General features: G+C 60.8%; 22 protein-coding genes, 1 pseudogene and 2 riboswitches. Of the genes and pseudogenes, 7 read left to right on the top strand and 16 right to left on the bottom strand.

The window, feature by feature from the left end; all coding sequences use genetic code 11:
- Positions 1 to 6 precede the first annotated feature (6 nt).
- A complete protein-coding gene (locus BN2476_RS09830; protein ID WP_087733938.1) occupies positions 7 to 1098 on the bottom strand; it encodes an ABC transporter ATP-binding protein in 1092 nt (363 codons plus the stop codon).
- 336 nt (positions 1099 to 1434) lie between these two features.
- Here BN2476_RS09830 and BN2476_RS09825 point away from each other — a divergent pair, with 336 nt between their 5' ends.
- The 5 genes from BN2476_RS09825 to BN2476_RS09805 all read left to right on the top strand — a co-directional run bounded on the left by BN2476_RS09825 (position 1435) and on the right by BN2476_RS09805 (position 6995).
- A complete protein-coding gene (locus BN2476_RS09825; RefSeq protein ID WP_087733937.1) occupies positions 1435 to 2262 on the top strand; it encodes an IclR family transcriptional regulator in 828 nt (275 codons plus the stop codon).
- A 416-nt stretch (positions 2263 to 2678) separates the two neighbouring features.
- Positions 2679 to 3776 (top strand): polyamine ABC transporter substrate-binding protein, encoded by a 1098-nt coding sequence (locus BN2476_RS09820; protein WP_087733936.1) that lies wholly within the window; start codon positions 2679 to 2681, stop codon positions 3774 to 3776.
- 72 nt (positions 3777 to 3848) lie between these two features.
- Positions 3849 to 3943, top strand: a riboswitch (glycine riboswitch).
- Between the two features lie 135 nt (positions 3944 to 4078).
- Positions 4079 to 5335, top strand: coding sequence for a D-amino acid dehydrogenase (locus tag BN2476_RS09815; protein ID WP_087733935.1), 1257 nt, complete (start codon positions 4079 to 4081; stop codon positions 5333 to 5335).
- A 137-nt stretch (positions 5336 to 5472) separates the two neighbouring features.
- Entirely contained in the window at positions 5473 to 5964 is a 492-nt protein-coding gene (locus tag BN2476_RS09810) for a cupin domain-containing protein (RefSeq protein ID WP_087733934.1), read from the top strand.
- Between the two features lie 50 nt (positions 5965 to 6014).
- Positions 6015 to 6995, top strand: a complete 981-nt coding sequence (locus BN2476_RS09805; protein WP_087733933.1) for a LysR family transcriptional regulator — start codon at positions 6015 to 6017, stop codon at positions 6993 to 6995.
- A 951-nt stretch (positions 6996 to 7946) separates the two neighbouring features.
- On the opposite strand, the gene BN2476_RS09800 is transcribed toward BN2476_RS09805, so the two are convergent.
- From BN2476_RS09800 to BN2476_RS09780, 5 genes are all read right to left on the bottom strand, one after another.
- A complete protein-coding gene (locus tag BN2476_RS09800) occupies positions 7947 to 8480 on the bottom strand; it encodes a MarR family winged helix-turn-helix transcriptional regulator (RefSeq protein ID WP_087733932.1) in 534 nt (177 codons plus the stop codon).
- A 177-nt stretch (positions 8481 to 8657) separates the two neighbouring features.
- Entirely contained in the window at positions 8658 to 9464 is an 807-nt protein-coding gene (locus tag BN2476_RS09795) for an oxidoreductase (RefSeq protein WP_087733981.1), read from the bottom strand.
- A gap of 31 nt (positions 9465 to 9495) precedes the next feature.
- Positions 9496 to 12633 carry an efflux RND transporter permease subunit gene (locus BN2476_RS09790; protein ID WP_087733931.1) on the bottom strand — a complete coding sequence of 1046 codons (3138 nt, stop codon included), beginning with the start codon at positions 12631 to 12633 and terminating at the stop codon, positions 9496 to 9498.
- On the bottom strand, positions 12630 to 13742 hold the full coding sequence (locus BN2476_RS09785) for an efflux RND transporter periplasmic adaptor subunit (protein WP_087733930.1): 1113 nt from the start codon (positions 13740 to 13742) through the stop codon (positions 12630 to 12632). The genes BN2476_RS09790 and BN2476_RS09785 overlap by 4 nt, the downstream gene beginning before the upstream one ends.
- A gap of 82 nt (positions 13743 to 13824) precedes the next feature.
- The gene (locus BN2476_RS09780; RefSeq protein WP_087733980.1) at positions 13825 to 14442 is read right to left on the bottom strand and encodes a TetR/AcrR family transcriptional regulator; all 618 of its coding nucleotides are present in this window, start codon (positions 14440 to 14442) and stop codon (positions 13825 to 13827) included.
- Between the two features lie 76 nt (positions 14443 to 14518).
- Here BN2476_RS09780 and BN2476_RS09775 point away from each other — a divergent pair, with 76 nt between their 5' ends.
- Together BN2476_RS09775 and BN2476_RS09770 are read left to right on the top strand one after the other, a co-directional pair.
- Positions 14519 to 15979, top strand: coding sequence for an efflux transporter outer membrane subunit (locus tag BN2476_RS09775; protein WP_087733979.1), 1461 nt, complete (start codon positions 14519 to 14521; stop codon positions 15977 to 15979).
- 285 nt (positions 15980 to 16264) lie between these two features.
- Positions 16265 to 16528: a transcriptional regulator gene (locus tag BN2476_RS09770; protein WP_175607933.1), complete on the top strand. Its 264-nt coding sequence runs from the start codon at positions 16265 to 16267 to the stop codon at positions 16526 to 16528.
- A gap of 513 nt (positions 16529 to 17041) precedes the next feature.
- Here BN2476_RS09770 and BN2476_RS49305 read toward each other — a convergent pair.
- The 10 genes and pseudogenes from BN2476_RS49305 to BN2476_RS09730 form a co-directional block, all read right to left on the bottom strand.
- Positions 17042 to 17176 (bottom strand): hypothetical protein, encoded by a 135-nt coding sequence (locus BN2476_RS49305; protein WP_268957887.1) that lies wholly within the window; start codon positions 17174 to 17176, stop codon positions 17042 to 17044.
- Between the two features lie 37 nt (positions 17177 to 17213).
- Positions 17214 to 17390 carry a CoA transferase gene (locus BN2476_RS49670; protein WP_369122646.1) on the bottom strand — a complete coding sequence of 59 codons (177 nt, stop codon included), beginning with the start codon at positions 17388 to 17390 and terminating at the stop codon, positions 17214 to 17216.
- A 64-nt stretch (positions 17391 to 17454) separates the two neighbouring features.
- Positions 17455 to 17559, bottom strand: a pseudogene (locus BN2476_RS49665) (hypothetical protein); the annotation flags it as partial.
- 138 nt (positions 17560 to 17697) lie between these two features.
- The gene (locus tag BN2476_RS09750; protein ID WP_087733927.1) at positions 17698 to 18834 is read right to left on the bottom strand and encodes a porin; all 1137 of its coding nucleotides are present in this window, start codon (positions 18832 to 18834) and stop codon (positions 17698 to 17700) included.
- 324 nt (positions 18835 to 19158) lie between these two features.
- Positions 19159 to 19323, bottom strand: a complete 165-nt coding sequence (locus tag BN2476_RS46425) for a hypothetical protein (protein WP_160111692.1) — start codon at positions 19321 to 19323, stop codon at positions 19159 to 19161.
- A gap of 243 nt (positions 19324 to 19566) precedes the next feature.
- On the bottom strand, positions 19567 to 20832 hold the full coding sequence (locus BN2476_RS09745; RefSeq protein ID WP_087733926.1) for a D-amino acid dehydrogenase: 1266 nt from the start codon (positions 20830 to 20832) through the stop codon (positions 19567 to 19569).
- A 147-nt stretch (positions 20833 to 20979) separates the two neighbouring features.
- Positions 20980 to 21073, bottom strand: a riboswitch (glycine riboswitch).
- Positions 21074 to 21226: 153 nt separating this feature from the next.
- On the bottom strand, positions 21227 to 22021 hold the full coding sequence (locus BN2476_RS09740) for a DMT family transporter (protein WP_143810930.1): 795 nt from the start codon (positions 22019 to 22021) through the stop codon (positions 21227 to 21229).
- A gap of 11 nt (positions 22022 to 22032) precedes the next feature.
- Positions 22033 to 22182, bottom strand: a complete 150-nt coding sequence (locus BN2476_RS46420) for a hypothetical protein (RefSeq protein WP_160111691.1) — start codon at positions 22180 to 22182, stop codon at positions 22033 to 22035.
- Positions 22182 to 23480, bottom strand: a complete 1299-nt coding sequence (locus BN2476_RS09735) for a Zn-dependent hydrolase (protein ID WP_268957884.1) — start codon at positions 23478 to 23480, stop codon at positions 22182 to 22184. Before BN2476_RS09735 ends, BN2476_RS46420 begins: the two co-directional genes overlap by 1 nt.
- Positions 23481 to 23496: 16 nt before the next feature.
- Positions 23497 to 25047: a class I adenylate-forming enzyme family protein gene (locus BN2476_RS09730; protein ID WP_087733923.1), complete on the bottom strand. Its 1551-nt coding sequence runs from the start codon at positions 25045 to 25047 to the stop codon at positions 23497 to 23499.
- Positions 25048 to 25049 lie beyond the last annotated feature (2 nt).

Raw genomic sequence — 25049 nt, 5'->3', positions numbered from 1 at the left:
CTCACCTCACGGAGCTGATCGGAAAGCAATACAGTCCTCGGACCGGAAGCCAACGGTCACCATGTCGCCGATCTGAACACGTTCGCAGTCGCGATTGTTTGCAAGCTTCGCGATCAGCCCGTCACCTTCCTCGCGTGCGAGACGCACCCGGATATGGTCGCCCTGATAGGTTCGGTCTGTGACGCGGCAGTTGAAGCGATTGTTTAGGGAGTCCGCGTCCACGCCGAGGACAATGCGTTCGGGGCGAATAGATAGCTTTAGCGAATCACCGATTTCGGCCGCAGTACCGACGCCAGTCGCGGTAACCTTGCCCATTCCCGGGCTATCCACTACCCAGTTTTCTGAACGGATTTCGGACAGCCGGCCGCATAGCTGATTGTTTTCGCCAATGAATGAAGCCACAAATGAATTGCCTGGCTGCTCATACAGGGCGACCGGAGAGGCAAGTTGTTGCACGATGCCCTCATTGAAGATCGCAATACGGTCAGACATGGTCAGTGCTTCGCCCTGGTCGTGAGTGACGTAGACGATCGTGATGCCGAGGCGGGCATGCAGTTGTTTGATCTCGTACTGCATGTGCTCCCGCAATTGCTTGTCGAGAGCGCCAAGCGGTTCATCCATCAGGACGATGCGGGGCTCGAAGACGATTGCGCGGGCAAGAGCGACACGCTGCCGCTGGCCGCCTGACAGTTGGGCCGGAAGCCGATCGCCAAGGCCCTTCAGTTTCACCATGTCGAGCGCGGCCGTCACTCGTTCGACGATTTGGGCGTTAGGTACCCGGCGAACTTTCAACGGATAGGCAACGTTATCGGCCACCGATAGATGCGGAAAGAGCGCGTAGCTCTGGAACACCATTCCGATGTTCCGCTTGTGAGGTGCGACGCTGGTGATCGCGACGCCGTCCAGAAATATCGATCCGCTGCTGGGAGTCTCGAACCCGGCAAGCATCATTAGCGTCGTGGTCTTCCCGGAACCCGAAGGCCCAAGCAGCGTGAGGAATTCGCCTCGTTGGATGCTGAGGTTGAGTCCGGCAACGACAGGTGTATGTCCGTCGTAACTCTTGCGGACGTCCCGAAACTCGACTATCGCGTCTTTCATTTCATGCTCCTGCGGGGACTAGCGGTGGGCTTCAATATTTCTAAAATTAAACGTTACTTCCGTTTTTTAGTCAACGAGAACGAAAATAGGTGTTTGTACTCAGTGAAGTTCCAAAAGGCGAAAGCGGATCCTGTGGTGTGCCCCGGTTTCCAGAAACAGGTACAGAGCCTGCGTTGCAAGATAATCTGTGGCCGACCACTCCCGAGGGCGGGCGAAGAGACGCGTTCATGGCTACCGACGATCGACTGCTGCACACAGCAAGAGCGGCGAGAGGCTTGACATTGCGTTTTTCGACGTATGATTACGAAATTCGTGTATCCGCAGGCGTAGACCAAAATGTCCGATTCCAATTCCGATATCGAGAAAAGCGACAGAATTCCAAGGCTGGAAAGGGTTGCAATGATTCTCGAGGCGATCAACCGGTCAGACCAGGGCCTCACCTTGGTCGAAATTTCGTCGCAGACTGAGATGCCGATGCCTTCGGCGCATCGGCTCGTGAACAACATGCTCGATGCCGGGTTTCTCGTTGGGCAGCGTGGGAGGTCGCGATACCGGATCGGGCCCCGACTTATCCGCATATTCCAAAGTTCGCTGAGCCTCGAGACGCTTCAGGCACTGGCCGAGCCCACCCTGCAAAGGATTGCCGACAGGTTTGGTCAAGTGGCGTATCTGGTGAGGCTGGTTCAGGACTCCATTCAGCTTGCTGTCACGGTGCTGCCATCGTCCCCGAGCCGGAACCTCATCTATCCGGGCAATGTTTTTCCGCTAAACGCCACCGCCTCCGCAAAAGCGCTGCTTGCGTTTCAGTCCGAAGCGGTGATAGACCAGCAGCTGCAGGGGCCGCTGGAGAAATATCGCCCGAACACGATCGTTGACCCCGAGAAACTTAGAGCGAAGCTGGCGGATGTCCGAGAGCAGGGCTACGCGATTAGCGACGATGAGTTCGATCCAGGCGTCTATTCGATTTGCTGCCCAGTGCTGATCGGGTCCGCGGGCGCGCTGTACGGCGTTGGCATCGTCGCCCTCAAGGAAAGACTGTTAATGAGCTTTGATACGGAGGCCGTCGTGCAAAGCCTGAAAGAGGCCGCGGGCGAGTTGCGCACGACATTGCAATCGACCGGTCTGCATGCCGTCAGCGATGTTGAAAGTGAAGTCGATGCTTGAGCGCCGGCCTTCGCGCGCTCCGTGATCTGCGGGGCTGATCGAAGGATCGTGTCTGCATGATACTGCCCCAATTCCGACGACGATCGTCGTCGCGTTCCCTTCTGTTATTCCCCCACACGAGTCGGCGGCTGCCGCGCCCCGGCTCGTCCGCAACTGCTGTCTGAGCGCCGGCCGCCCTGATCGGGCAGCTGACTTCTGATCGCGGCGCCAGCCACAAGATTTCGCATATCGGAACGAAGCGTTTTTATTTTTCCGAAAAACGGCGCGCTAGACTGCTGCCAGCCTGAGTCGTGCGTGTGTGGCCTAGGTAAATTCCATTATTGATAATGAAATTCCGTTTTCCGATACTTTGGGTACGGCGAGGCTACGCAGGTGCCACCGGTGCAACGTTCGTATTGACTTGATGCAGTTTCTTCATGGGAAAAGGTGATGCAATGAACGTAGTGAGAAGGATGGTGATCGCGAGTGCCGCCTTGCTGATCTCAATGTCTTCGATGGCTCAGGGCGGCAAGGAAATGACCGTTGCATCCTGGGGTGGCAGCTACACGGAAGCGCAGAAAAAAGCTCTGTTTGACCCCTTTACCAAGGCGACGGGGATCGCCGTCAAAATCATTGAATATAACGGTGGCCTGAGTGAAATTCGCGCGCAACAACAGGCAGGGAAGGTGGTCTGGGATGTAGTCGTCTCGGATATTTTCGACGAGCGCCGCGCCTGCGAAGACGGATTGCTGACGAGATTCAACGCGTCGACGCTCCCGGCTAGTGCAGATGGCACTGCGGGTGTGTCCGATTTCGTACCGGGGACAACGTCCAAATGCAGCCTCGGGTCAATCTCATGGGCGCGTGCTATTGCCTACGATGCGAATGCGCCCAAGCAGCCAAAGACCATCAAGGATTTCTTTGATACCAAGAACTTTCCGGGCAAGCGTGGGCTGCAAAAATCACCGGTTGCGACCTTGGAGTGGGCACTGGTCGCTGACGGAGTTCCGCGAAAGGACGTCTACACTGTGCTATCGACCCCAGCTGGCGTCGACCGCGCTTTTCGGAAGCTGGATACGATCAAGAAAGATATCGTGTGGTGGGAAGCTGGTGCCCAGCCGCCACAATTGCTCGCGTCGCATGAAGTCGTTATGACGTCTGCTTACGCGGGCCGGATTTTCGTCGCTCGAATGGAAGGAGCACCGTTCCGGATCATGTGGGACAGTGATGTCTGGTCAACCGATTTCTTTATGATTCCAAAAGGCGCACCACATACGCAAGAAGCTCTTGAGTTCGTGAAATTTGCGAGCAACCCTGAGCGTCAAGCAGCTCTGTCGACCCTGACATCGAATGGGCCGACGCGACGCTCGGCAATCGTGCTCGTTGGTAACTATCCCGGCACTACGGAAAGCGTTGCGCCGCACATGCCCACCTACCCGGCCAATATCAAGGATTCGATTCAGGCAGGTGCAGATTTCTGGGCCGAAAATCAGGACGCACTGAAGTTGCGCTTCACGCAGTGGCTTTTGCAGTAACGAGTTAGATAGGGCAGGCGGCAGTCGCTCGCCGCCTTGTGCCGATATTGAAGTAAGCGTCAAGTTTGCAGCAAACGCGCTGCAGGAGAGACCGCAGTCACAAGGGCTGCGGCGCCGACGGAGCAACCGCCCCGGAAACTCTCAGGCAAAAGGACTGTAGCGCGTTCAAAACTCTGGAGAGAGGCATGCATGTATGCCCACCGAAGGGGACGGCGAGTTCTTGCGCCTAAGCTCTCAGGTACCGTGACAGATGGGGTATGCGCCGAAAGACCGGCGACATCTATCTTTTCACGGATTGAACCATGCCCCACGTCATTATTATTGGCGCCGGCATCACCGGCGTTACGACTGCATACACGCTCTCCGAGCTCGGGTACCAGGTGACTGTCATTGACCGGCACCGCTATCCTGCGATGGAGACATCGTTCGCCAACGGCGGTCAACTTTCGGCGTGCAATGCCGAAGTCTGGAACAGTACGGGAACGATCCTGAAGGGGCTCCGATGGATGCTCAAGCAAGACGCCCCCGTCCTTTTCAATCCAAAACCGTCATGGCACAAATACTCATGGATTGGCGAGTTCATCTCGAATATCGCGCACTACCGCGACAACACGATCGAGACGGTAAGGCTGGCGATAGAGGCGCGGAACCATCTTTTCGCGATCGCCGAACGCGAGCAGATCGATTTCGACCTTCAAAGGCGCGGCATTCTGCACTTTTACCACGACAGAAAATCGTATGACGCGGCTACTAGAACGAATGAACTTTTGGTGTCGGGCGGTCTTGAGCGCTTTGCCGTGACCCCGGCAGAAGTCAAACAGATCGAACCGACGCTGCGAGGCCAATACTACGGGGGATATTTCACTCCATCTGACTCGACGGGTGATATTCATCGATTCACCCGAGGACTGGCATCTGCCTGCGAGAGGCGCGGCGTACGATTTCGGCAAGGCGTAACGGTGGAGAGTGTCGAGTGCCTGCAACGCGGTGTCAGATTTCTGCTTTCGAGCGACAAAACGGATCAGGAAGTGCCAGCGCGGCAGAGTCTCGAAGACGTTGCAGGCGATGCAGTCGTTGTCTGTGCCGGCGTAGGGAGTCGGAGAATCGCGAGTTTGCTCGGCGATCGTTTGAACGTCTATCCGGTAAAAGGCTATTCGATCACTGTTCACCTCGAGGACGAGAACAGTGTATCGCAGGCCCCATGGGTCAGCCTCCTTGACGAGAGCGCAAAAATCGTCACAAGCCGTCTCGGTGCCGAGCGACTTCGGATCGCTGGCACGGCGGAATTCAACGGATGCAATCGCGACATCCGAATGGACCGCATTGATCCTCTCATTCGTTGGGTCAACCAAAATTTCACGGTCAATACTTCACGTGTCGTCCCGTGGTCGGGACTCCGACCGATGATGCCTAACATGATGCCCCGCGTAATGAAGGGAAGAGCACCACGGGTGTTTTATAACACGGGTCACGGTCATCTTGGGTGGACCCTTTCGGCGGCTACGGCGGCGGCAGTGGGCAAAGTCGTGTGGGAGCACTTACCGACGGACGTGAACTGAACTCCGGCGAAGGGAGTCTTTTCCCGACGACGGTCCTTGCGTTGATAGCGACACAGCCCCATGTGGTTCCCAAAGGTTCCGGACCACTGGGCAACGCCGACGCCAACGAGACACGCGAGACATGCGGAGGACAAAACATGGTCGAATTCCCGCGCGAGTTGCTGAAAGCGGTTCATATCGGTGCAATGGAGCCGCAGCGCTCTGTCCATCTGTTGAACGACAGAGCAATACGGCTTAAAAGGCCGCTGAGCGAAGTGACCGGCATCACCCAGTTCGGCTTCCACCTTGTAACGCTTCTGCCAGGATGTGAATCCACTGAATATCACCGGCATCTCTATGAGGAAGAATGCATCTACGTCCTTTCGGGTACCGGTGAGGCGATCATCAACGAGCGGGCATACGAGATCGGTCCAGGGGACTTCATGGGCTTCGCGCGAGAAGGCGCGGCCCACACCTTGTTCAACACCGGACATATTCCGCTTGAGCTTATCGTCGCGGGTCAGAGGCTGGAGCATGACGTTTGCGACTACCCGCAACAGGGCAAGCGTCAGTATGTCGCCGGAGCGAACTCAGTAATGGTGGACCTTCCAAAACAGGCAATGATTCCGGGCTCCGAGCGGACGACCTGAGCGGGACGGGAAAATGAAACCTCGTGACTTCAACATGGCGACGCGAATATATGAACATATCGTTGCAGCAACTGAAGGTGTTCGCCGCTGTCGCGCGTCAACGTAGCTTCACCCGTGCAGCACGTGAGTTCGATCTCACGCAGTCGGCTGTGAGCCGATGCATACGTGAGCTTGAGGACACGATCGATTTGCGCCTGTTCTACCGGACGACGCGTCAGGTCGAGCTGACGGCTGCTGGTGCCCGGCTTGAGCAGCGCGTCGGCCGGCTCATCGAGGAAATCGAACTGACTTTCCGCGAGGAGCGCGCTGCGCACAACCGACGCACGGGAACCGTCGTGATCGCGTGCGATCCGATAACGTCGTCAGGGTGGTTGCCTGAACGGCTCGCGCGCGGCGCCGCGCATTTTCCCAACCTGACGATAGTCGCAAAGGAGCAGCCTCAACACGCTGTACTCACGGCCGTTGAACAAGGCGAAGTGGACTTTGGCGTGCTGTCTGACACGAACTTCGGCGGCGAGACGGATGCTTTCCACATGCATCCGCTCATGTCGACGCCGCTGTGCGCGGTGCTGCCGCACACGCATCCGCTCGCTTCCGGCGCGGCGCTGCACTGGGAAGCGCTGCGTAACACGAACACGGCCTCGCGACTCGTCACACTCAATGCGGAAGCGGGCATGCGCAATGTGATGGAGCGAGTGTTCGGCGAACACCGGATCGATGCAACTCGCGCTAATGAATGCGGCCACCTCACTGTCGCACTGCGCATGATCGAGCTGGGGATCGGCGTTGGTGTGCTGCCCGTTTCGTCCTATCCCGACGTGCTGCCGGCTTCTCTCGTCGCACGTCCGCTCGTTCCTGACGTTTCCATCACAACTGTGCTCTTGCGGCGTCGCAAGAGCGCGTTGAATGCGAATGTGGAAGTCGTGTGGAGGTTGTTCGTTAGCACGGAGTTCCCTACCCATGTCGGTATATCGAGCAATAGAGGCGCGATAGCGGCGAATCCAGCGGTAGATGGAGTAACGCAGATCTGATGCCATGCAAGCGCTGTACGAGGGCGAGGCTGGTGCTTTCTGAATGAACAGGCAGTTCAAAAACGATGCAAAACCAATCTTGGAACGAGGCGACGATGAACAGCAAAGAAAAGGAAACGCGACAAAGCTGCGGTAAAAACCAAGATTTCGCGGAGACAGAGAGCATTACAGGCCGAGAGACTGGAGGAATCTCGAGTCGCCCAGTACACAACTGGGCGTGGACGACGATGCATAGTCACTACGACTGGATGGATTCGCACTCGCCAATCAATCTTCTGGACCAGTAAGACAGCCGAGCACCGCCCGCGGAGACTGTAACCTGATCGCGCGCTTTGGGATCTGCCACGCGGAATCGGCTGTCTCGTTAGAAATTCATTCCGCTGCCGCGTCATGCAAGCGGCCGATGAACGATCAATCGAGGAAGGAATGATGCTCAGCGGGAACTCTCTGCGCGTTCTGGTAGACGAGTGGATCGGAGCCGGGGAGATATTGAAACTGACACGGCCACCGAGATCGCGCAATATGCCTTGGCGAGTGGTTAGGGTTGAGATCGCAAGGCCAACCGAAACAATCGCTGTTACCTTCTTTCGACACGGTCGCGGTTCGTGGTGTGTCTATCCGCCGCCGAGACGTACGCCGTCGATGCGCTTGATGTAGTTGTAACGCTGGCGTGTTGCATCCATCGCGTCAGGGAGCTTGGCAGCCTGAGGATCATCGAACATGCGCCTGAAACTGTTCTGACCTATCGCTGCGAGTTTGGCGCCCGCGCTGGCATCTCCTCCACGTGGGCGTCCTTTTTAATATTGTCTTGATCCAATGGTGTGGTCAAAAGCTTGTACGTTGCTCGCGCGAGTCACGCCGATACCCCGTGCTCCGAACTGGATCAACGCGACCGATGTATGTCATGTCACGATGATCCCAGGCTGTCGGACCGTCTTGTGGCTCACCGGGCTAGTCATTGTTTAGCAGTATTCGAGTTTCCGGACGAGCATGAGCGCCGCTGGCAACGTTCGGATCGTCGAGCCTTTTCATATCCCGAATCACGTGAAAAAGATCGCGCATTGAGTCGAGATCAATGAGTCTCACAAACGCAAAGGTATCCTGATAGGCACGCATCCAGGGGACCATCGCCGAAGCCACAGCTTTTCGGCCTTCGGTCGTCAGGATGAGCTGTCGTTTCCGTCGATCTCCTTCGTGAGAGATCGTGGAGATGAGCATGCGGCGAAACAATGGTGCCAGATTGGCCGACAGATTCGATCGGTCCATTTCCAGTTCTGTTGCCATGTCGCCGAAAACGAGTGGTTCGCGTAGATGTAGCAACGCGAGCATGCAAAACTGGGATGCGTTAACGTCCGTATGCCGCAGTGCTTCGTCGAAATGCGCCCAGAAAGCGCGCATTGCACGCTGGGCGAAAAAGTGGTTGAGCGCGAGAGCGGAGATCTCTTCGATTGCGGGTATCGACGACTCGCAATGCTGACTTTCCATATCTGCGGTTCCGGATGCGTACTAGCTCGGTTTCAAAGAGTTCCGTGCTGCCGCGGGCAGGTCGTTGCGAGGCGCCGGAGCTGTCATGACCATGGACGCCTGAAACCAATCACCCGTCGGTGCCAGGCGGGCCCGCGAACGTGATGCCCGGACCACGTTGCGGCGGGAAAGAGGACTTCATGCGAGCCCGAATGTTTTCCTCAAGCTTGCATCGACGGGGCCGGAGGGCATGAAGCGCCGCAATTTGCGCAACAGGGACGCTTCACCGGCCGGCGTGCGACGCATACGCCAGGTGCCAAGCGCCGCTTCAACTATTGTCTTCGCTACGCCGTCGGGCGCTGGGGCGCCTTTGACACTGTTGACGACTGCGCTCGATGCAAGGATCCGCTCGCGATCATAGTCGGCGATTTTCGAGCTTGCCAGAGGGGCGTTGATGTCCAGATTGGTCCTGGTAAAGGATGGTTCGACCAACGTTACCCGGATACCGAACTGGCGCACCTCATGATCCAGGGTCTCGGTCAGCCCTTCGACAGCATGCTTGGACGCGGAGTAGAGTCCCATGTAGGGGGCGGGCAAGAACCCAAGCACCGAACTGACGTTGATGATCCTTCCGCCGCGTTGTGCCCGCATATGAGGAAGTACTGCCTGCGTCGTGCGCAGAATGCTGAAGACGTTGGTATCGAACAGCGACAGGGCCTCGGCAGTCGACGTTTCCTCCACGGCACCGATCAGGCTGGTTCCCGCGTTGTTGACGAGTACGTTGATTCGCCCGGTGCGTTCGATGACAGACTGGATTCCAGCCCGGACCGAAGCATCGTCGCGAACATCCATCTCGACAAGCTGCACTGAGGAGATAGGCACCGCTTTTGCGATGCTGCGCACTGTGCCAAACACGCGGCAACCTCGCCTCGCAAACTTCTCGGCGGTGGCGCGCCCGATACCCGATGACACGCCGGTCACAACAACAATCGTCGAATTCGACATGAACAGCTCCGTTTGGTGAATTGATTGTGTTTCAACGCGCGTCGAGCGCATCCTGCGTCATCGATTCGGAACGCGATGACTGGTGAGCCCGGCTCTGGTGCGAACCCGCAGCGCTGCCGGGGCGGATCCTGAACCAGATCGCGTACATGGCAGGCAGGAACACCAGCGTGAGAATCGTCCCGGCGAGCGTGCCGCCGATCAGCGTGTAGGCGAGGGTTCCCCAGAACACCGAATGCGTCAGCGGGATGAAGGCGAGAATCGCCGCCATGGCCGTCAGGACCACCGGGCGGGCACGCTGCACAGTGGCTTCCACGACAGCATGGAACGGATCCAGCCCGGCATGTTCATTCTGGTGAATCTGCCCGATCAGGATCAGCGTGTTGCGCATCAGGATGCCCGAGAGCGCAATGAGGCCGACCAGCGCGTTGATGCCGAACGGCTGCCGGAACAGGATCAATGTCGGCACCACGCCAATCAGGCCGAGTGGACTCGTCAGGAACACCATCACCATCGCCGATATCGAGCGAACCTGGAGAATGATGATGATCAGCGTGATCGCCAGCATGATCGGGAACAGCGGCAACATGGCGGTCGTCGCCTTGGCCGACTCCTCGATGGAGCCCGCCTGCTCGATGCGATAGCCATTGGGCAGCTTGGCGATGATCGGCTGGAGCTCCTTGGTGATTGCTGTTGATACATCCGGTGGCTGCAGATTGTCGGCAATGTCGCCGCGTACCGTGATCGTGGGCACACGGTCGCGCCAGCGCGTGATCGGTTCCTCCATGCGCACATCGACCTTGCCCACCTGTGACAGCGGAATGCGCTGCCCATTGGCGCCGGCCAGCGTGAAGTCGCCGAGCCGGGCCGGGTCGAGACGCGCGTCGCCGGCCGAACGCGCAACAACCTGCACGGTTCGGATATCCTCACGCACGGCGGTGACAGGCACGCCCGTGAGCAGGAATTGCAGCTGTTGCGCGACGGCGCTGGACGTCAGTCCCACCGCCTGCAAGCGATCCTGCTGCAACGTGAAGTGCAGCGTGGGCGAGCGCGTGCCCCAGTCGGTGTTGACCGTGCGCATCATCGGACTGGCCTGCATCACCTGCTGAACTTCGGCCGCGATGCCACGCAACTTGTCCGGGTCCGGACCGATGACGCGATAGGCGACGGGGAATGGCGAATACGGCCCGAACACGAGTTGCGTGACGCGCACGCGCGCTTCGGGCACGAGACCGTCGGCGATGGCTCGCCGCAGTCGCGCCTTCAGTGCATCGCGTTCCTCCTGACTGTCCGTGCGGATCACGATCTTCGCGAACGACGGATCAGGCAGTTCCGGTCCCATCGCCAGGAAAAAGCGCGGCGCACCTTGCCCGACGTACGCGGTGACGATGCTGGCTTCCTTCTGTTTAGCCAACCATGCCTCCACCTTTTGCGTGGCGGCGCTGGTCTGTGAAATCGACGTGCCATACGGCATCTGCACCTCGATCAGCACTTCGGGACGGTCGGAGATGGGGAAGAACTGCTTCTTGACCACGCCCATGCCGAGGATGGCCAGGGCAAAGAGGCCAACGACCGAACCGGCGACCAGCCATTTACGCGCGATGACGCGCGTGAGCAACTGGCGGAAGCGGTTGTAGCGCGGCGTGTCATAGATCGCGTCGTGCCCGCCTTCGACCATCTTGAAGTCGGGCAGCATCTTCACGCCGAGGTAGGGCGTGAAGACCACGGCAACGACCCACGATGCGATCAGGGCAATGCCAACGATCCAGAACATGTTGCTGGTGTATTCGCCGGCGGTGGACCTTGCGAAGCCGTTGGGCATGAAGCCGACCGCCGTCACCAGCGTACCCGAGAGCATGGGTGCGGCAGTATGGCTCCAGGCATAGGCAGAGGCGGCCACACGGCTGTAGCCTTCCTCCATTTTCACCACCATCATCTCAATGGCGATGATCGCGTCGTCCACCAGCAGGCCCAGCGCCAGGATCAGGGATCCCAGGGTGATGCGGTCGAAGTTCTTGCCGGTCGCGGCCATCACCACGAACACGATGGCCAGCGTCAACGGCACGGCGGCGGCGACCACCAGGCCTGCGCGCCAGCCCATGCTCACAAAGCTCACAAGCATGACTACCAGCAGGGCGACGAAAAACTTGAGCATGAACTCGTCGACCGCCGAATGAATGTTGACGGCCTGATCGGTGACCTTGGTCAGGCTCATGCCCAGCGGCAGCCCGGCATTGATTGCGCCGACCTCGCTGTCCAGCGCCTTGCCGAGGTCGAGCCCGTTCCAGCCGTCGCGCATCACGATGCCCAGCAGCAGCGCCGGCTCGCCGTTGTTGCGGATCATGAATGTCGCCGGATCTTCATAACCGCGCTCGACGGTGGCAATGTCCGACAGCTTCAGCGTGCGGCCCTGCACGACGACCGGCGTGTCGCGGATCTTTTGCAGGTTGTCAAAGGCGCCGTCCAGGCGAATGAACACTTCCGGACCCTTGGTCTCCACGGAGCCGGCTGGCGTCAGGACGTTCTGGCCATTGAGCGCGGCGAACACGTCCTGAGGGCTGACGCCGAGCGTTGCCAGCCGGTCATGCGAGAACTGGACGTAGATGCGCTCGGCCTGCTCGCCGATGATGTTGACCTTCTTCACGCCCGGCACGTGCAACAACCGCTGGCGCAGCGACTCGGCATCGCGCACGAGCAGGCGTTGCGGTTCGCCCCTGGCTTTCAGCGCAAAGAGCGCAAACGTGACGTCAGCATACTCGTCGTTGACCATCGGCCCAATCACGCCAGCCGGTAGGTTGGCCGTTTCGTCGCCGATTTTTTTCCGGGCCTGGTAGAACTCCTCCTGCACTTCCGACGGCGGCGTGCTGTCGAGCAACGTCAGCGTCGTGAAGGCCAGGCCTGGCCGGGTGTATGTCTCGGTCCGGTCGTACCAGCGCAGCTCCTGCATGCGCTTTTCGATTTTTTCGGCGACCTGATCGTGCATCTCCTGCGCGGTGGCCCCCGGCCATACGGTGACGATGGTCATCACCTTGATTGTGAACGCCGGGTCTTCGGCGCGCCCCAGCTTGAAGAACGACAGGAGCCCGGCCAGCGAGATCAGGCAGATCAGAAACAGGGTGATGGAGCGCTCGCGCACGGCGAGCGCCGACAGATTGAACCGGCCTTCACTCACGGACGTGCTCCTTCGTTTGCGACCGTGATGGCCAGGCCGGACACCCGGACCGGTTCACCTTCGCGCAGCAACTGGGCACCGAGCGCAACGACGCGGTCGCCTTCCTTCAACGTACCTCTCACGCGAGCGCTGTCGTCGTCGAGGTGAAGGACCGTCACCGGCCGCCACATAGCCTTGGCCGGCTCACCGTTGACAACCCACACGCCGGCCCCTTTGCCTGCGTCGAGCACCGCGCCGATCGGCACCTGCATGCCGTCCTGGAGCGCCGCGCGTGCGTCCGGTATCTCGATCGTGACGGTTGCGCCGAGCGGCGCGTCGGCCAGCGCACCCTGCAGCACATAACGCGCTTCGAAGGTGCGGGTACGCGGATCCGCGGTATCCGAGAGCTGGCGTAGGGTGGCTGGTACGCCGCCGCTGTTGCCGAACAGGGTGGCCTGGGCGATCGAGCCGATAACTGGGCGCAGGGTTTCCGGTAGCTGGATCACAGCCTCGCGGCGTCCTGCGTGTGCCAGGCGCACCACGGGCTGTCCGGCGCTGACGACCTGGCCCGGTTCGGCCAATGTTTCCATCACGACGCCATCGCCGTCCGCCACCAGATCGGCGTAGCCGGTCGCATTGCGCGCCACGTCGGCGTCAGCCTCGGCCGCGCTGAGCTGCGCGCTGGCTGCATCGGCGGCCGCCTTGGCCTGGTCGTAGGCCGAAGCTGAAATGGCACCCGTGCCGCGCAGATCGCGATACCGCTCCTCATCCTGCGCGGTCTGGTGCGCTCGCGCCCGCGCAGCGGTGACCGCCTCCTGCCGGGCCTGCGCCGCAAGTTTGAGATCCATGGGGTCGAGGCGCATCAGCAACTGACCGCGTTTGACTGTCTGGCCGGCATCCACAAGCCGTTCCAGCACCTTGCCGGAAACACGGAAACCCAGGTCGCTCTGCACGCGTGCCGCGACAGCTCCCGTAAAAGAGCGGGACGCGGGGGCGGCGCGCTGAACGATGGCCGTGCGCACCAGCGGCACCTCGGTGCGTGGATCGGACGGCGCTTTTTCGCCGCAGGCCGCTAGCGCAAGCGGCAGCGCACAGGCGAGTGCGGAGGTGGCAAGGCGACGCGAGAACATGAAAGTCCCATCGATGAAGTAATGATGGCTTCCATTATGGTTCTAGTGACTATTTCAGTCAAGCGTCACAAAAGGATTCGTGTCAGGGCGACAGACTTCGGAGCACCAGGCTGGACAGCTGCGCAGGCGCGACGTCGGTGGTGTCGCGGTTGTACTGGAGTAGAAGCGGGTTGAGGTAGGGGCGCAGCACCAGATAGATCGCCATCGCGGTTTCATCCAGCGGCGTCTTGCGCTCGAAGTCGCCGCTTTGCCTGCCTGCCTGCAGGACTTCCTGGAGCAGCGTCTGGACACGTGCTTCATAAGCCTGCACCGCCTGCCAGTTTTCCGTGGCGGCTGAGGCTGCGATGTCGTACAGCTTGCGGTCCTGGAAAAACAGCCGGAGGCTGGATTCGGTAAAGACCCTGAACATCCGTCGCAGCTTCTCCGGCGGCAGGTCGGTCTCTGCGACGGCTGTCCTGACCTCGCTTTCGATTTCGTGCAGGCAGTTGACGCAGATCATCTCGCCAATGGCCTGCTTGGATTCAAAGAACTTGTAGATGTAGGCCTTGGAAAACCCGATCGCCTTGGCAAGGTCGGACACCGTCGTTTTCGCGTAGCCATACCGGCTGAAGTGCTCGGTGGCTGCGGCAACGATCTGGTCCCGTATCTCGTGATCAGCGGGGCCGCGCACGGGGGCGGGGGCAGTGGTGGTGTTTTTCATGGGCATAGCATACAGCAATGGACAACCTGTGACTATTTGGTATTATAGTCACAACCGGAAACTCTCAAAGATGCTCATGCTACCCAAACACCTCCTTGCCGCGGTCGTCGTCGCCAGCCTCTCGGCGGGCTGCGCTGTAGGGCCCGACTATGTCCGCCCCGATATCCCCATGCCGGACCAGTTCCAGGGGCAGGCCGCGGTCGATCACCGGCAGGCGGCGGCGAGCGCCGACCTGGTCATGTGGTGGACGGGTTTCGGCGATCCGCAACTGACACGATTCGTCACGCTCGCGCTGGAGCAGAACCTGGACCTCGCGCAGGCTGCGGCGCGCGTCTCGCAGGCGCGCGCGGGACTTGGGGCAGCGAATGCCGCGCTGCTGCCTTCTGGCAATGTCAGCGGCCAGGCGGCCCGGGTCTATCAGTCGGTGGAAACGCCGCTGGGACGTGTCCTGAATTCAACGCCCGGGTTCGATCGCTACGGTAACGACTACGAGGCGAATTTCAGCGCGAGCTGGGAACTGGATGTGTTTGGTGGCCTGCGTCGCGGACGGGAAGCAGCACTTGCCGACTATCAGGCGTCAGAGGCCGGAGAAGTGGCCACGCGCCTGGCTGTGGCAGCACAGACTGCCGACATCTACATCACCGTTCGCGGATTGCAGGCTCGTCTGCAGGTGGCGCGCAAACAGTTGCAGACGCAGCAGGATCTGCTCTCGACCATCAACCTTTTGTACGGCAAGGGGCTGGCGGCCGATCTTCAGGTGAGCCAGGCCGAAGGTGCGCTGGCCCAGGTGCAGGCATCCATCCCGGTTCTGGAGACCGGCCTTGACGCGGCGATGAACGCGCTGGACGTGATGCTGGGTGCACAGCCCGGCACGCATCGGGCGGAACTCCTCGAGGGCGGCGATATCCCGGCCGCCCCGCAAATCGCAGGCACCGGATCGCCAGGCGAGTTACTCAGGCGCCGGCCCGATCTGATCGTGGCCGAGCGTCGCCTTGCTGCGTCCAGCGCGCGTATTGGCGTGGCAGTTGCCGAGTATTACCCCAAGCTGTCACTCAGTGGACTGATCGGGAGCGCCACCTCAGTGGCCAGCGGCAACCTGTTCAGTAGCGGCGCCAGTCAGGCCGCTGGCGTGCTGGGACTGCGCTGGCGTCTGTTCGACTTCGGCCGCATCAATGCCCAGATCAATGAGGCCAAGGGGCAGGACGCCGAGATGCTGGCCGCGTACCGGCTTGCCGCATTGCACGCAACGGAGGACGTCGAGAATTCTTTCTCGGCACTCGTGAAGCGCGAGGAGCAGGCTGCCGTTCTCGCGCAGGGCGTGAACTCGCTGGGCCGCGCGCGAGCCGCCTCGTTTGCAGCGTATCAGAAAGGTGTGGTCAGCCTGATCGAAGTCCTGCAGGCCGACGACAATCTGCTGCGCGCGTCGGACGCGCGCGTGCAGGCGCAAACGGAATCGGCGCGCGCAGCGGTCGCAGCCTTCAAGGCACTAGGCGGAGGTTGGCAACCGGGCGATCAAAAGTCTGTGGCAAGCAGATAGCAACTGTGGACCTATGAAGGAGTAAGGATGGAGCTTTGCCCTTTCTGTTCCTTCATGGCTGTCATCGTTACCAAGCAACTTCATCTGGTCAGTTATGCTGATCGGTTGAGCATCAAACAATCGCCGCTCTCGCGGACGATGCACCTTGTTTTTGGTGCGCAGAAATCTGCAATGCAAGGTGTGCGCAACGAGGTTCGGAACCATCACTTGCGCCGAGCCAAAAGTTTCCCACGAATGCAAAGTTGTTCCTGAGTTCAGACTTTCAAATTACTGAGCGAGTCGGACATGGAAAGAGATCAACCAAGGATTTCGCAGCAGGATTTTCTGCTCGCCGCAATGAGACAGTGCGGTATGGGTCGTCATGAATTTGCCGCTCACATTTCCGCAGGGCGGAGCGCGCTCGACAAATGGTTGTTGCCTGAGGATTCAGCGGACTTCAGGGCCCTTCCCGAAATGGGGCGCGCCTACATCGCCCAGGTCGTGCATTCGACAAAGAGCGGCGATCACACATTTTCCGGCGTCCCGCTTTGCCGCCGATCAAGTAATTGAGCTATTCAAAATACTTCGCCCCCTGCAGGTCGCATGCAATTTCGACCACGCTTCGAGGATCTCAAAGTGTCGCGGAAAAAGCGCTGGTGCTCAACTTTACTGGTGCCGCTTCAATGCTGGGAATACGAGAAGGAGTGTCGGATCATCAGGTACCTGCCTCAAGCTCCGAAATCGTTGATGTTCCCGGCGGCAAAAAAATCTGTCTGTTCGAGGTGCCACCCGAAGCTGTCACGTAAGTGATATTCAGCTCAAAGGTTAGCGCCGATGTGATGGCACAGGTCGATCAGGCGCTACAGGCGCGTGCACCTCATGTTTCAAAAAAAGGGCACGTTCGTACCCGGCGCCGGACTGCAGATCGTGTAGGGCGAGGCGTCCGCCAGCTAAGGCGATCCAGCGCGCCAGTCGCGCGTCACCTGAAGTTTGCCCAGCGTCAACGGCACTCTGAATCGGCCGCTCGCGACCAGCTGTATTGGCCCGGCTACGGCGCTATACAGCACCTCTCTGCAAGCAGATTCAGATGACCCGTTGCGAGCGGAGCACGTCGATCTGTGCTTGGGCATAACCGAGCGAGCGAAGGATCGCATCCGTGTGCTCACCGAGCATGGCCGGCTTCTCGCGGATGTCGCCCGGTGTTTTCGAGAGGAACACGGGCGCGCGCGAGGGGAACAGGACGGGGAGGGGGGCCTTAGTCTACCCAGTCGAAAAGACCGGTCGCCTCCGCGTGCGGATGCCTGACCAGCTCACCTGGCCGCAGCACGGGACCGGCGGGAATTCTCGCCGTTGCAAGCTCGCTCAGCGCATCCGCACTTGTTCTGCTCTCGCACCACAGCTGCATGCGATCGCTGATGATGCCGCCATGCAGGGCGCGCGAATCGTCCGTGTCGAAGCGTTCGTCGTCCAGCCAGCCGGGGTTCTTCCATCAACGCGGCCCAACGCCGGAACAGCGGTTTGCCGACCACCTGACAGATGATCCAGCCGTCTTTCGTCGCGAAGATATCCGCCGGCGCGGCGGCGAAGCTGCGATTGCCCACGCCGACCCGGATCTGCGCAACCACGGCAGTCACCAGTTCGCTGCGCAGGCGTCGCGTCCCAATGTGTGTTGGCCGGGTCGAGCCTGAATCGCCCGATCCGGCCGGTCAGCATTCCATACGATAAAACGGGATTGTCTGTCAAAACTTGTGCCGGATCCCGACCATGGCGAACTCCTGCGACTTCGATCCTGCGGCCGCGTACGAGTCCGCGACGACGGCCCGTGCGTCGCCGCCGTTGCCGTCCTGGCCCGATGCACGCGCGTAAGACACGGACGCATACACGTCGGTGCGCTTGCTCAGGGCATAGTCGCCTGCGAGCGAAATTTGATGGTAGGTAGCCGAAGAATCGCCGTGTGACTTGAGCAGGTTGTAGCCGATTTCGAACGTCGTAGCCGGTGTAGCCTGCCAGACCGCATATAGGTTGCCATTGTTATAGCGCTCCGCCTGCCGGAACGTGGAGGCGGCGTCGGCCAGATATTCCGAATAGCTGTAATAGCCGCCGAACGTGAAGCTGTCAACCGTGAAACTCGCGCCCGCTCTCGCGATATTGATCTTGCTGGCCGTCGCGTAAGCCGAGTTGACGGGCGAAATGATCAGATCCTTCGCGTCGGCCGTACCGCGTGTCGCCGTGGTGCCGTTGCCGTTGTCAACGTGCAGATAGCCGCCGCCGAAACTCCATACGGCGCCCGAATAGGACAGACCCACGCCATAGGACTGTCCGGAGCCCACGCTGCCGGGTATGCCGCCCAGCGCGTACGAGGCACGCACCTGAAAGCCGTGGTACGAGGGGCTGGCGTACTGGACCGAACTGCTCAGTCGCATCAGACCGTCGGAATTGTCGACGTTCCCCGGCGTCGTGAAGTAGTAGAGGTATGCATTCGGCTGGACGGCATACGTCATGTAAAACAGCGGATCGTACTGGCGACCCATGGTCAGCGTGCCCAGCGTCTCGGATTTCAGGCCCACATAGGCCGAGCGTCCAAACCCGGACGAGGTCTGTGCGCCCGTATTCGTGTCGAACCCGCTCTCGAGCTTGAAGATCGCCGACAGACCACCGCCGAGATCCTCGCTGCCCTTGAGCCCCCAGTTGCTGCCCGTCAGCTGCCCGGACTGGAGGGACAGCTGATAGCTCTTGCCGGCCACGTTGTGAACATACTGCAGCGAGTTATCGATCGTTCCATACAGCGTGACGCTGTTCTGCGCATGACTGGTCTGTGAAGCCAAACCAATAAGGACTGCTGATGAATAGATAAAGACTGTTCCAATGCTTTTCATGCCGCACCCTCTAGTAAGAAAAAAGATAAAAACAGATTTCTGAACCGGGAAAAACGTCCCTTGAAGTCGTTACGCGCAGAAGGTCAGATTTCCAGATCTGGTGGATTTTTCTCCACAGATATTCTTTGGTAGTCATGTCGGGGATCTCAGACGTGTGGCGTCTCCTCATCATTATTTTCGCTTCATCAGCCGTCAGCTTTATCTGCTTTCTGTTTAGTCATGCTACGCAAGCGGTGCTGAATACCGGTCCTTTGCTGGTTGGGTGCGCAGCCTGTACAGCCGCGTGCTCCTGCTGCAAGAGGGGGTGGCCTTGCACGGAGCCTGTCATTGCACAAACTGAGGGTAGAAAGCGTGCAGCGCCATGGAAAGCATGATATGGCGCGCCAAAAATAAAAGCATCGGAAAGACCCGAAACTTGGTTCGATCTACGATCAATTCACAGGGGTTTTCGGCGTGAAACCAGCCGACACCTGGATCGCTGGCGCGCATGATTGCTGCGTGACTGGACCGGTGACCGCACCCGTGGTCGCGCCCGTCATCGCTGGCGCGCGGCACCTTGACGCCGCAGGGCGGGCGCCCGATGTGTGAGTGCGGCGCGATGGGCGGCGAGCGGCGCGTGGCCGCCGCCGGCGTCGCCTTCGCAGGTTACCTTCGCAGGCTGCCTTCCCCGGTTGCGAAAGGTTCAGGGGAAGGGCAGGCAAGGACAGGACGCGCTCCACTATACGCGCTTCGCTATGCGGGCGGCAGGTGGGCGCTCGCCGCGGCCGATTGCGCGATCACGCCCGCGACCGTCTCGGCTGTCGCGGCGGACAGGGTCCAGCCAAGATGGCCATGACCTGTGTTGTAGAACACGTTGGGCAGTTTTCCTTTGCCCACCTTCGGCAGCATCGACGGGAGCATGGGACGCAGTCCCGTCCACGGGATGACGCGCGAGGTGGCGACGCCCGGAAAATGCCGCCGAGTCCAGTCGACAAGCGGCGCGATGCGGTCGGCGCGGATATCGCGGCTGAAGCCGTTGATCTCGGCGGTGCCCGCGACGCGAAAGCGATCCTTGCCGAGGCGGCTCGTGACAATCTTGGCGCCGTCGTCCAGCAGGCTGACCCACGGCGCGGCGTTACGGCTGGCTTCATCGTCCAGGCACACGGTGATCGAGTAGCCTTTCACGGGGTAGACGTTGACATGGTCGCCGAGCATCGCGGCGAACTGTCGGCTCATCACGCCCGCGCAGATGACGACGGCGTCGAACCGGTGGTCGCACACGTCATGCGACGCCGCATCCTCGGTTCGATGTTCGGCGATCAACGTGAAGAGACCCGATTCATCTCGCGCAAAGGACGTGACCGACGTGTCGAAATGGAAGGTCACGCCAAGACGCTCGCAGGCGGCCGTCAGTCCGCGCGTGAACTTGTGGATGTCTCCCGTCGAATCGGACGGGGTAAAGAAGCCGCCGTAGCAGGAGGCCTGCAACGCGGGCTCAATCGAGCGGATCTCGCCTTCGGCTACCGCGTGTCGTACGAGGCCTCCCTCGCGCAGCAGTGAATTGACGGCGGCTGCCGCCTCGAATCCCTTGCGATCGTGGTAGACGTGCAGGATCCCGCGTCGCTCCAGATCGAATTCGATCCCTTCCTTTTCGGCAATGGAGAACAGGTGCTGTCTCGCCTGCAGGGCGATACGGACGGTTTCGATCGTGTTGGCGCGATAGTTCGGGATCTGGCGCAGAAACTCGTAGATCCAGCTGTACTTGTGCCAGGCAGGGGCCGGGTTGAGCAGCAGCGGGGCGTCGCGGCGCAGCATCCAGCGCAGCGCTTTCGCAAGCGTCGCCACATGGTTCCAGACTTCGGCGTTGCTGACTGACAGCTGACCGCCGTTTGCAAACGACGTCTCCATCGCGGCGTATCGATGCCTGTCGAACACCGTCACATCGAAGCCACGTTGGATCAGGGCATAAGCGGTCGTGACGCCGGTGACGCCAGCGCCAATTACGGCAATTCGTTTCATGGTACGGTCCAGACGGGTTGGGATATCGCCATTGAACTGGCGTCAGTGCCCCATCTGTCCATGTACCTGAGAGTTTTTCTCGCCTGCGCCTGTGGGCCGCAGGAAAGTCCCCTTCGGTGTGCGTGCGAAACGCCTCTCTCCAGATGTCCTGATATCGCGGTCCTGTTGCCTGAGAGTTTCCGGGGCGGTTGCTCCGTCGGCGTCGTCATGGTGGTGTGACGATCTCTCCCGCGCCATCACTTGCGAACCCCGTCACGATATAGGCACGCATTGTCAAAAACAATATGGCTTCGACCAATCATTACATCGTCATACTGAATAATGTTTCCAGGCGGGCGAATGATTGTCCTGCGCCGGCGCGACGCGCACACCCTGATGGCCCCGCCTACACGATTCATCCCGTTCGGGACTGCCGGCGCGGGCGTCGCGTGACCGTGAACCTCAGCTTCGCTGCGCAGCCAGCCACGTGCCGGTGAGCACTAGCAGAAGCCCGATGACGTGGCCAGACTGTCAGCGGTTCGCCCAGAAAGAGCACCGAACTCGCGATGCCGAAAACGGGCACCCAGTAGAGCCACATCGACGCGCGGGCGATACCGACCGAGCCGACCGCGCGGTTCCATACCAGCGCGCCAAACCCGGTTGACAGTGCGCCCGAGAGGAATACGACGCACCAGTGCCAGCCAACATCACTCATGCGGGGCAGTTCCTGTCGCCAGCAGAGCGCGACCAGCGCATGCGCGAGCAGCATCATGGAGCCGAACGCCTGGATGCACACGCTCACTGTCAGCGCGTCGAGCTGTACGAGAACACGCTGCGTCATGGCGTTGCCGATGCAGTAGGCGACGACGGCGGCGAAGATAAGGACATCGCCGGCGCCCGCCTGGAGCAGCTGCGCGGAAGGCTGCATCAGGATTGTCACGGCGACGCCACCGAGACCGACGACCGTGCCAAGCCAGCGTTGATGGTTGATGCGCTCGCCCAGAAACGTCAGGGCCATGAACGAGGACAGCAACGGTTGCAGCGCCGTGATCAGCGCGCCGTTGGTGGCGGTGCTGCGCTGCACGCCCACTGTAAGCAGCAGTTGCTGGAAATAGACGGTCAGCACCGCGCAGAGCAGGAACCTGCGCCTGAAGCCCCTACCGGTCTGAAAGAGGGGAACCGTCGGGCGAAGCTGGCAGGCGAGCACCACGACGCCCGCCGTCAGCCGGAGCGCGGACAGGAGACGATGTCGAAGTGGCCCGTCAGCCACTTGACGAGCGGCAGCGTGAATCCCCACACCGCCATGAGCAGGAGAAGGGCGCCGTGCGAGCCCGTCGCGGCCCGATCGCCGATCGCCGAACCCGGTTCCACTATGGGCGGACCTTGGGGGCGTCGGCGGCGCCGTCGACGAGCGCAGTTTCGGCCACTGCGTGCAGCAGCACGTTGGCACCGGCGCCCGCCCACTCGGGTGAGATATCTTCCGCCTCGTTGTGGGAAATGCCGTCGACGCACGGGCACATGATCATCGCCGTCGGCGTGATGCGCGAGAGCCAGTAGGCGTCGTGTCCCGCGCCGGACACAATGTCGCGATGTGTATAGCCGAGCGACGCTGCGACGTGCCTGACCGTGCTGATCGAGGATGCATCGAATGCGACGGGCTCGGCGTGCTGCAGCTGGCTGATCGTGAAGGTCAGTTCCAGCTCGCCGGCGATCGCCTCGACGCCCTGACGGATGCTGGCTTCCATCGCGGCGAGCACGGCGGCGTCCGGCGAGCGGATATCAATGGCGAGTTCGGCCGAGCCGGGCACGCTGTTGGTGGAGTTCGGACGCAGTTCAAGACGACCCACCGTACCCACCGCGTGAGGCTGATGGCTCATCGCGACCTGCTGGACCAGTTCCATGACCCTCGCGGCGCCCAGCCCCGCGTTCCGGCGTCGCGCCATCGGGGTGCTGCCCGCGTGCGCGGAGCGGCCCTGCAGATTCACCTGCAGCCACGTGAGCCCCTGGCCGCCCGTCACGACGCCGATCTCGGTGCTTTCCGCTTCAAGAATCGGTCCCTGCTCGATGTGCAGTTCGTAGTATGCCTTCAGCTTCAGGGAGCCAACCGGCATCCTGCCTTTCCAGCCGATGCGTTCGAGCTCGTCGCCAAACCGCACGCCTGTCCGGTCCTGGCGAGCGTAGGCCCACTCGACGGAATGGACCCCGGCGAAGACGCCGGAGGCCATCATCACGGGTGCAAAGCGCGATCCCTCTTCATTGGTCCAGTTAGTGACGACGATCGGGTGTTTTGTCCTGATGCCGCGATCGTTGAGGGTGCGCACGACTTCGAGTCCGGCCAGCACACCGAGGATGCCGTCGAAACGGCCGCCCGCCGGCTGGGTGTCGAGATGGCTGCCGACGCACACGGGCGCCGCGTCCGGGTCCGTGCCAGGCCGCATCGCGAAGATGTTGCCCATCTGGTCAACCTGGATCTCCATGTCCGCGTCCTGGCACCAGCGCGCGAACAGCGTGCGGGCTGCGCCATCCTCGTCCGTGAGCGCTTGGCGGTTGTTTCCACCGGCAACGCCAGGCCCGACCTGGGCCATCGCCATCAGCGACGCCCACAGACGGTCCTGGTCCACGCGGGTGTCCCGGTCCAATGCAAGTCCGATGTTGCTCAGGTTGGTCACTGATCGCCCCCAAAATTCAGATTGCGCGACTGGTCGTTTGCCAGTAGCGGGCCTTGACGTCCTTCTTGAGCACCTTTCCATAGGCGTTCTTCGGAAGGTGGTCCGCGAAGTCAACCGACTTGGGCTTCTTGTACGACGCGAGCCGCGTGCGGCAGAATTCAATGACGTCTTCCTCCGCCACTTCCGTCCCAGCGCGCAGAACGACAACCGCCTTCACGGCTTCACCCCAGACATCGTCGGGCACGCCGACGACGCAGGCCTCGGCAATCGCCTCATGCTGCAGCAGGATTTCCTCGACTTCGCGCGGGTAGATGTTGGATCCGCCCGAGATGATCATGTCCTTCACGCGGTCAGTGATATAGATGTAGCCCTCGTCATCGCGATAGCCGACGTCGCCCGTGTGCAGCCAGCCCGCCTTCAGCACTTCGTCGGTCGCCTCCCTCCGCCGCCAGTAGCCGGGCGTCACGACGTCACCGCGCACCGTGATTTCGCCGGCGATGTTGCTGCCGACTTCCTGTCCCTGTTCGTCGACGATGCGCATGATCACGCCGGGATATTCCCGCCCGACCGAGCCAATTCGCTCCAGCATCTGCGGCGACGCGGGGTTGTATTCGGACTTGTGCATCCCGCATTGCGCGGGCGCTTCGCTCTGGCCGTAGCTCTGGCAGAACACGGGGCCGAAGACGTCGATCGCGCGACGCAGCACCTCGGCGTACATGGGCGCGCCCGAACACAGGATGTTTTTCAGGCTCCTGACGTTGTACCGGCCAATCTCGGGAGACTGCAGCAGCATCTGCACCATGGTCGGCGCCATGAAGCTCGCGGTGGCGCTGAAGCGTTCGATCGCTTCCAGGACTTTGGGGGGATCGAACCTGGACAGCCCCGGAAACACCTGCGCCGCGCCCACCGACAGGTGCACCAGACCCACGCTCGCCGTCGCATGGGCGATGGGCGCAAAGTGAATCATGCGGTCGTTCTCATCGGCGTCCTGTAGGATGCCAAGCCGCAACTGCTGCACCATCGACACCAGGTTGCGGTGCGTCTCCATCACACCCTTGGGTTTGCCCGTCGTACCCGAGGTGTAGAAGAGCCACGCCGTGTCGTCGGAGTCGATCGATACGGCCGGCGGCGCATCGCCGTCGCCTTCCAGGAGGTCGCCGTAGAATCCGGCGCCGTCGCACCGCTCCATGCAGATCCACTGCGAAATGTCCGGGTGTGAGGCCCGCAGGGACTCGACGGCGCCCGCAAACTCCGGCGAAAAGACGAGGGCGCTCGCGCCCGAATCCGCAAGCGTGAGGCTGATCTCGTCGACATGCAGTTTCGGATTGAGCGGGGTCGCCGTCATGCCCGCAGTCAGGACCGCCAGGTAGACTTCGAACGCCTCGAACCGGTTCGTCGAGATGATGGCCACGCGATCGCGCTGCTGCAATCTCGCGTGCAGCGAATGCGCGATGCTGTTGATGCGGCGAACGCCATCGGCATAAGTGATGGTGACCTCGGGGGTGATCCAGAGCGGTCGCCCGGGATGATTTTTTGCGGAGCGGTGAACGAAATGTGCGAGATGCATGT

The organism is Paraburkholderia piptadeniae (assembly GCF_900007165.1).
GTDB classification, from domain to species: Bacteria; Pseudomonadota; Gammaproteobacteria; order Burkholderiales; family Burkholderiaceae; genus Paraburkholderia; species Paraburkholderia piptadeniae.
Note: the sequence above shows the minus strand (reverse complement) of the source record. Positions and strands in the feature narration are given on the sequence as shown.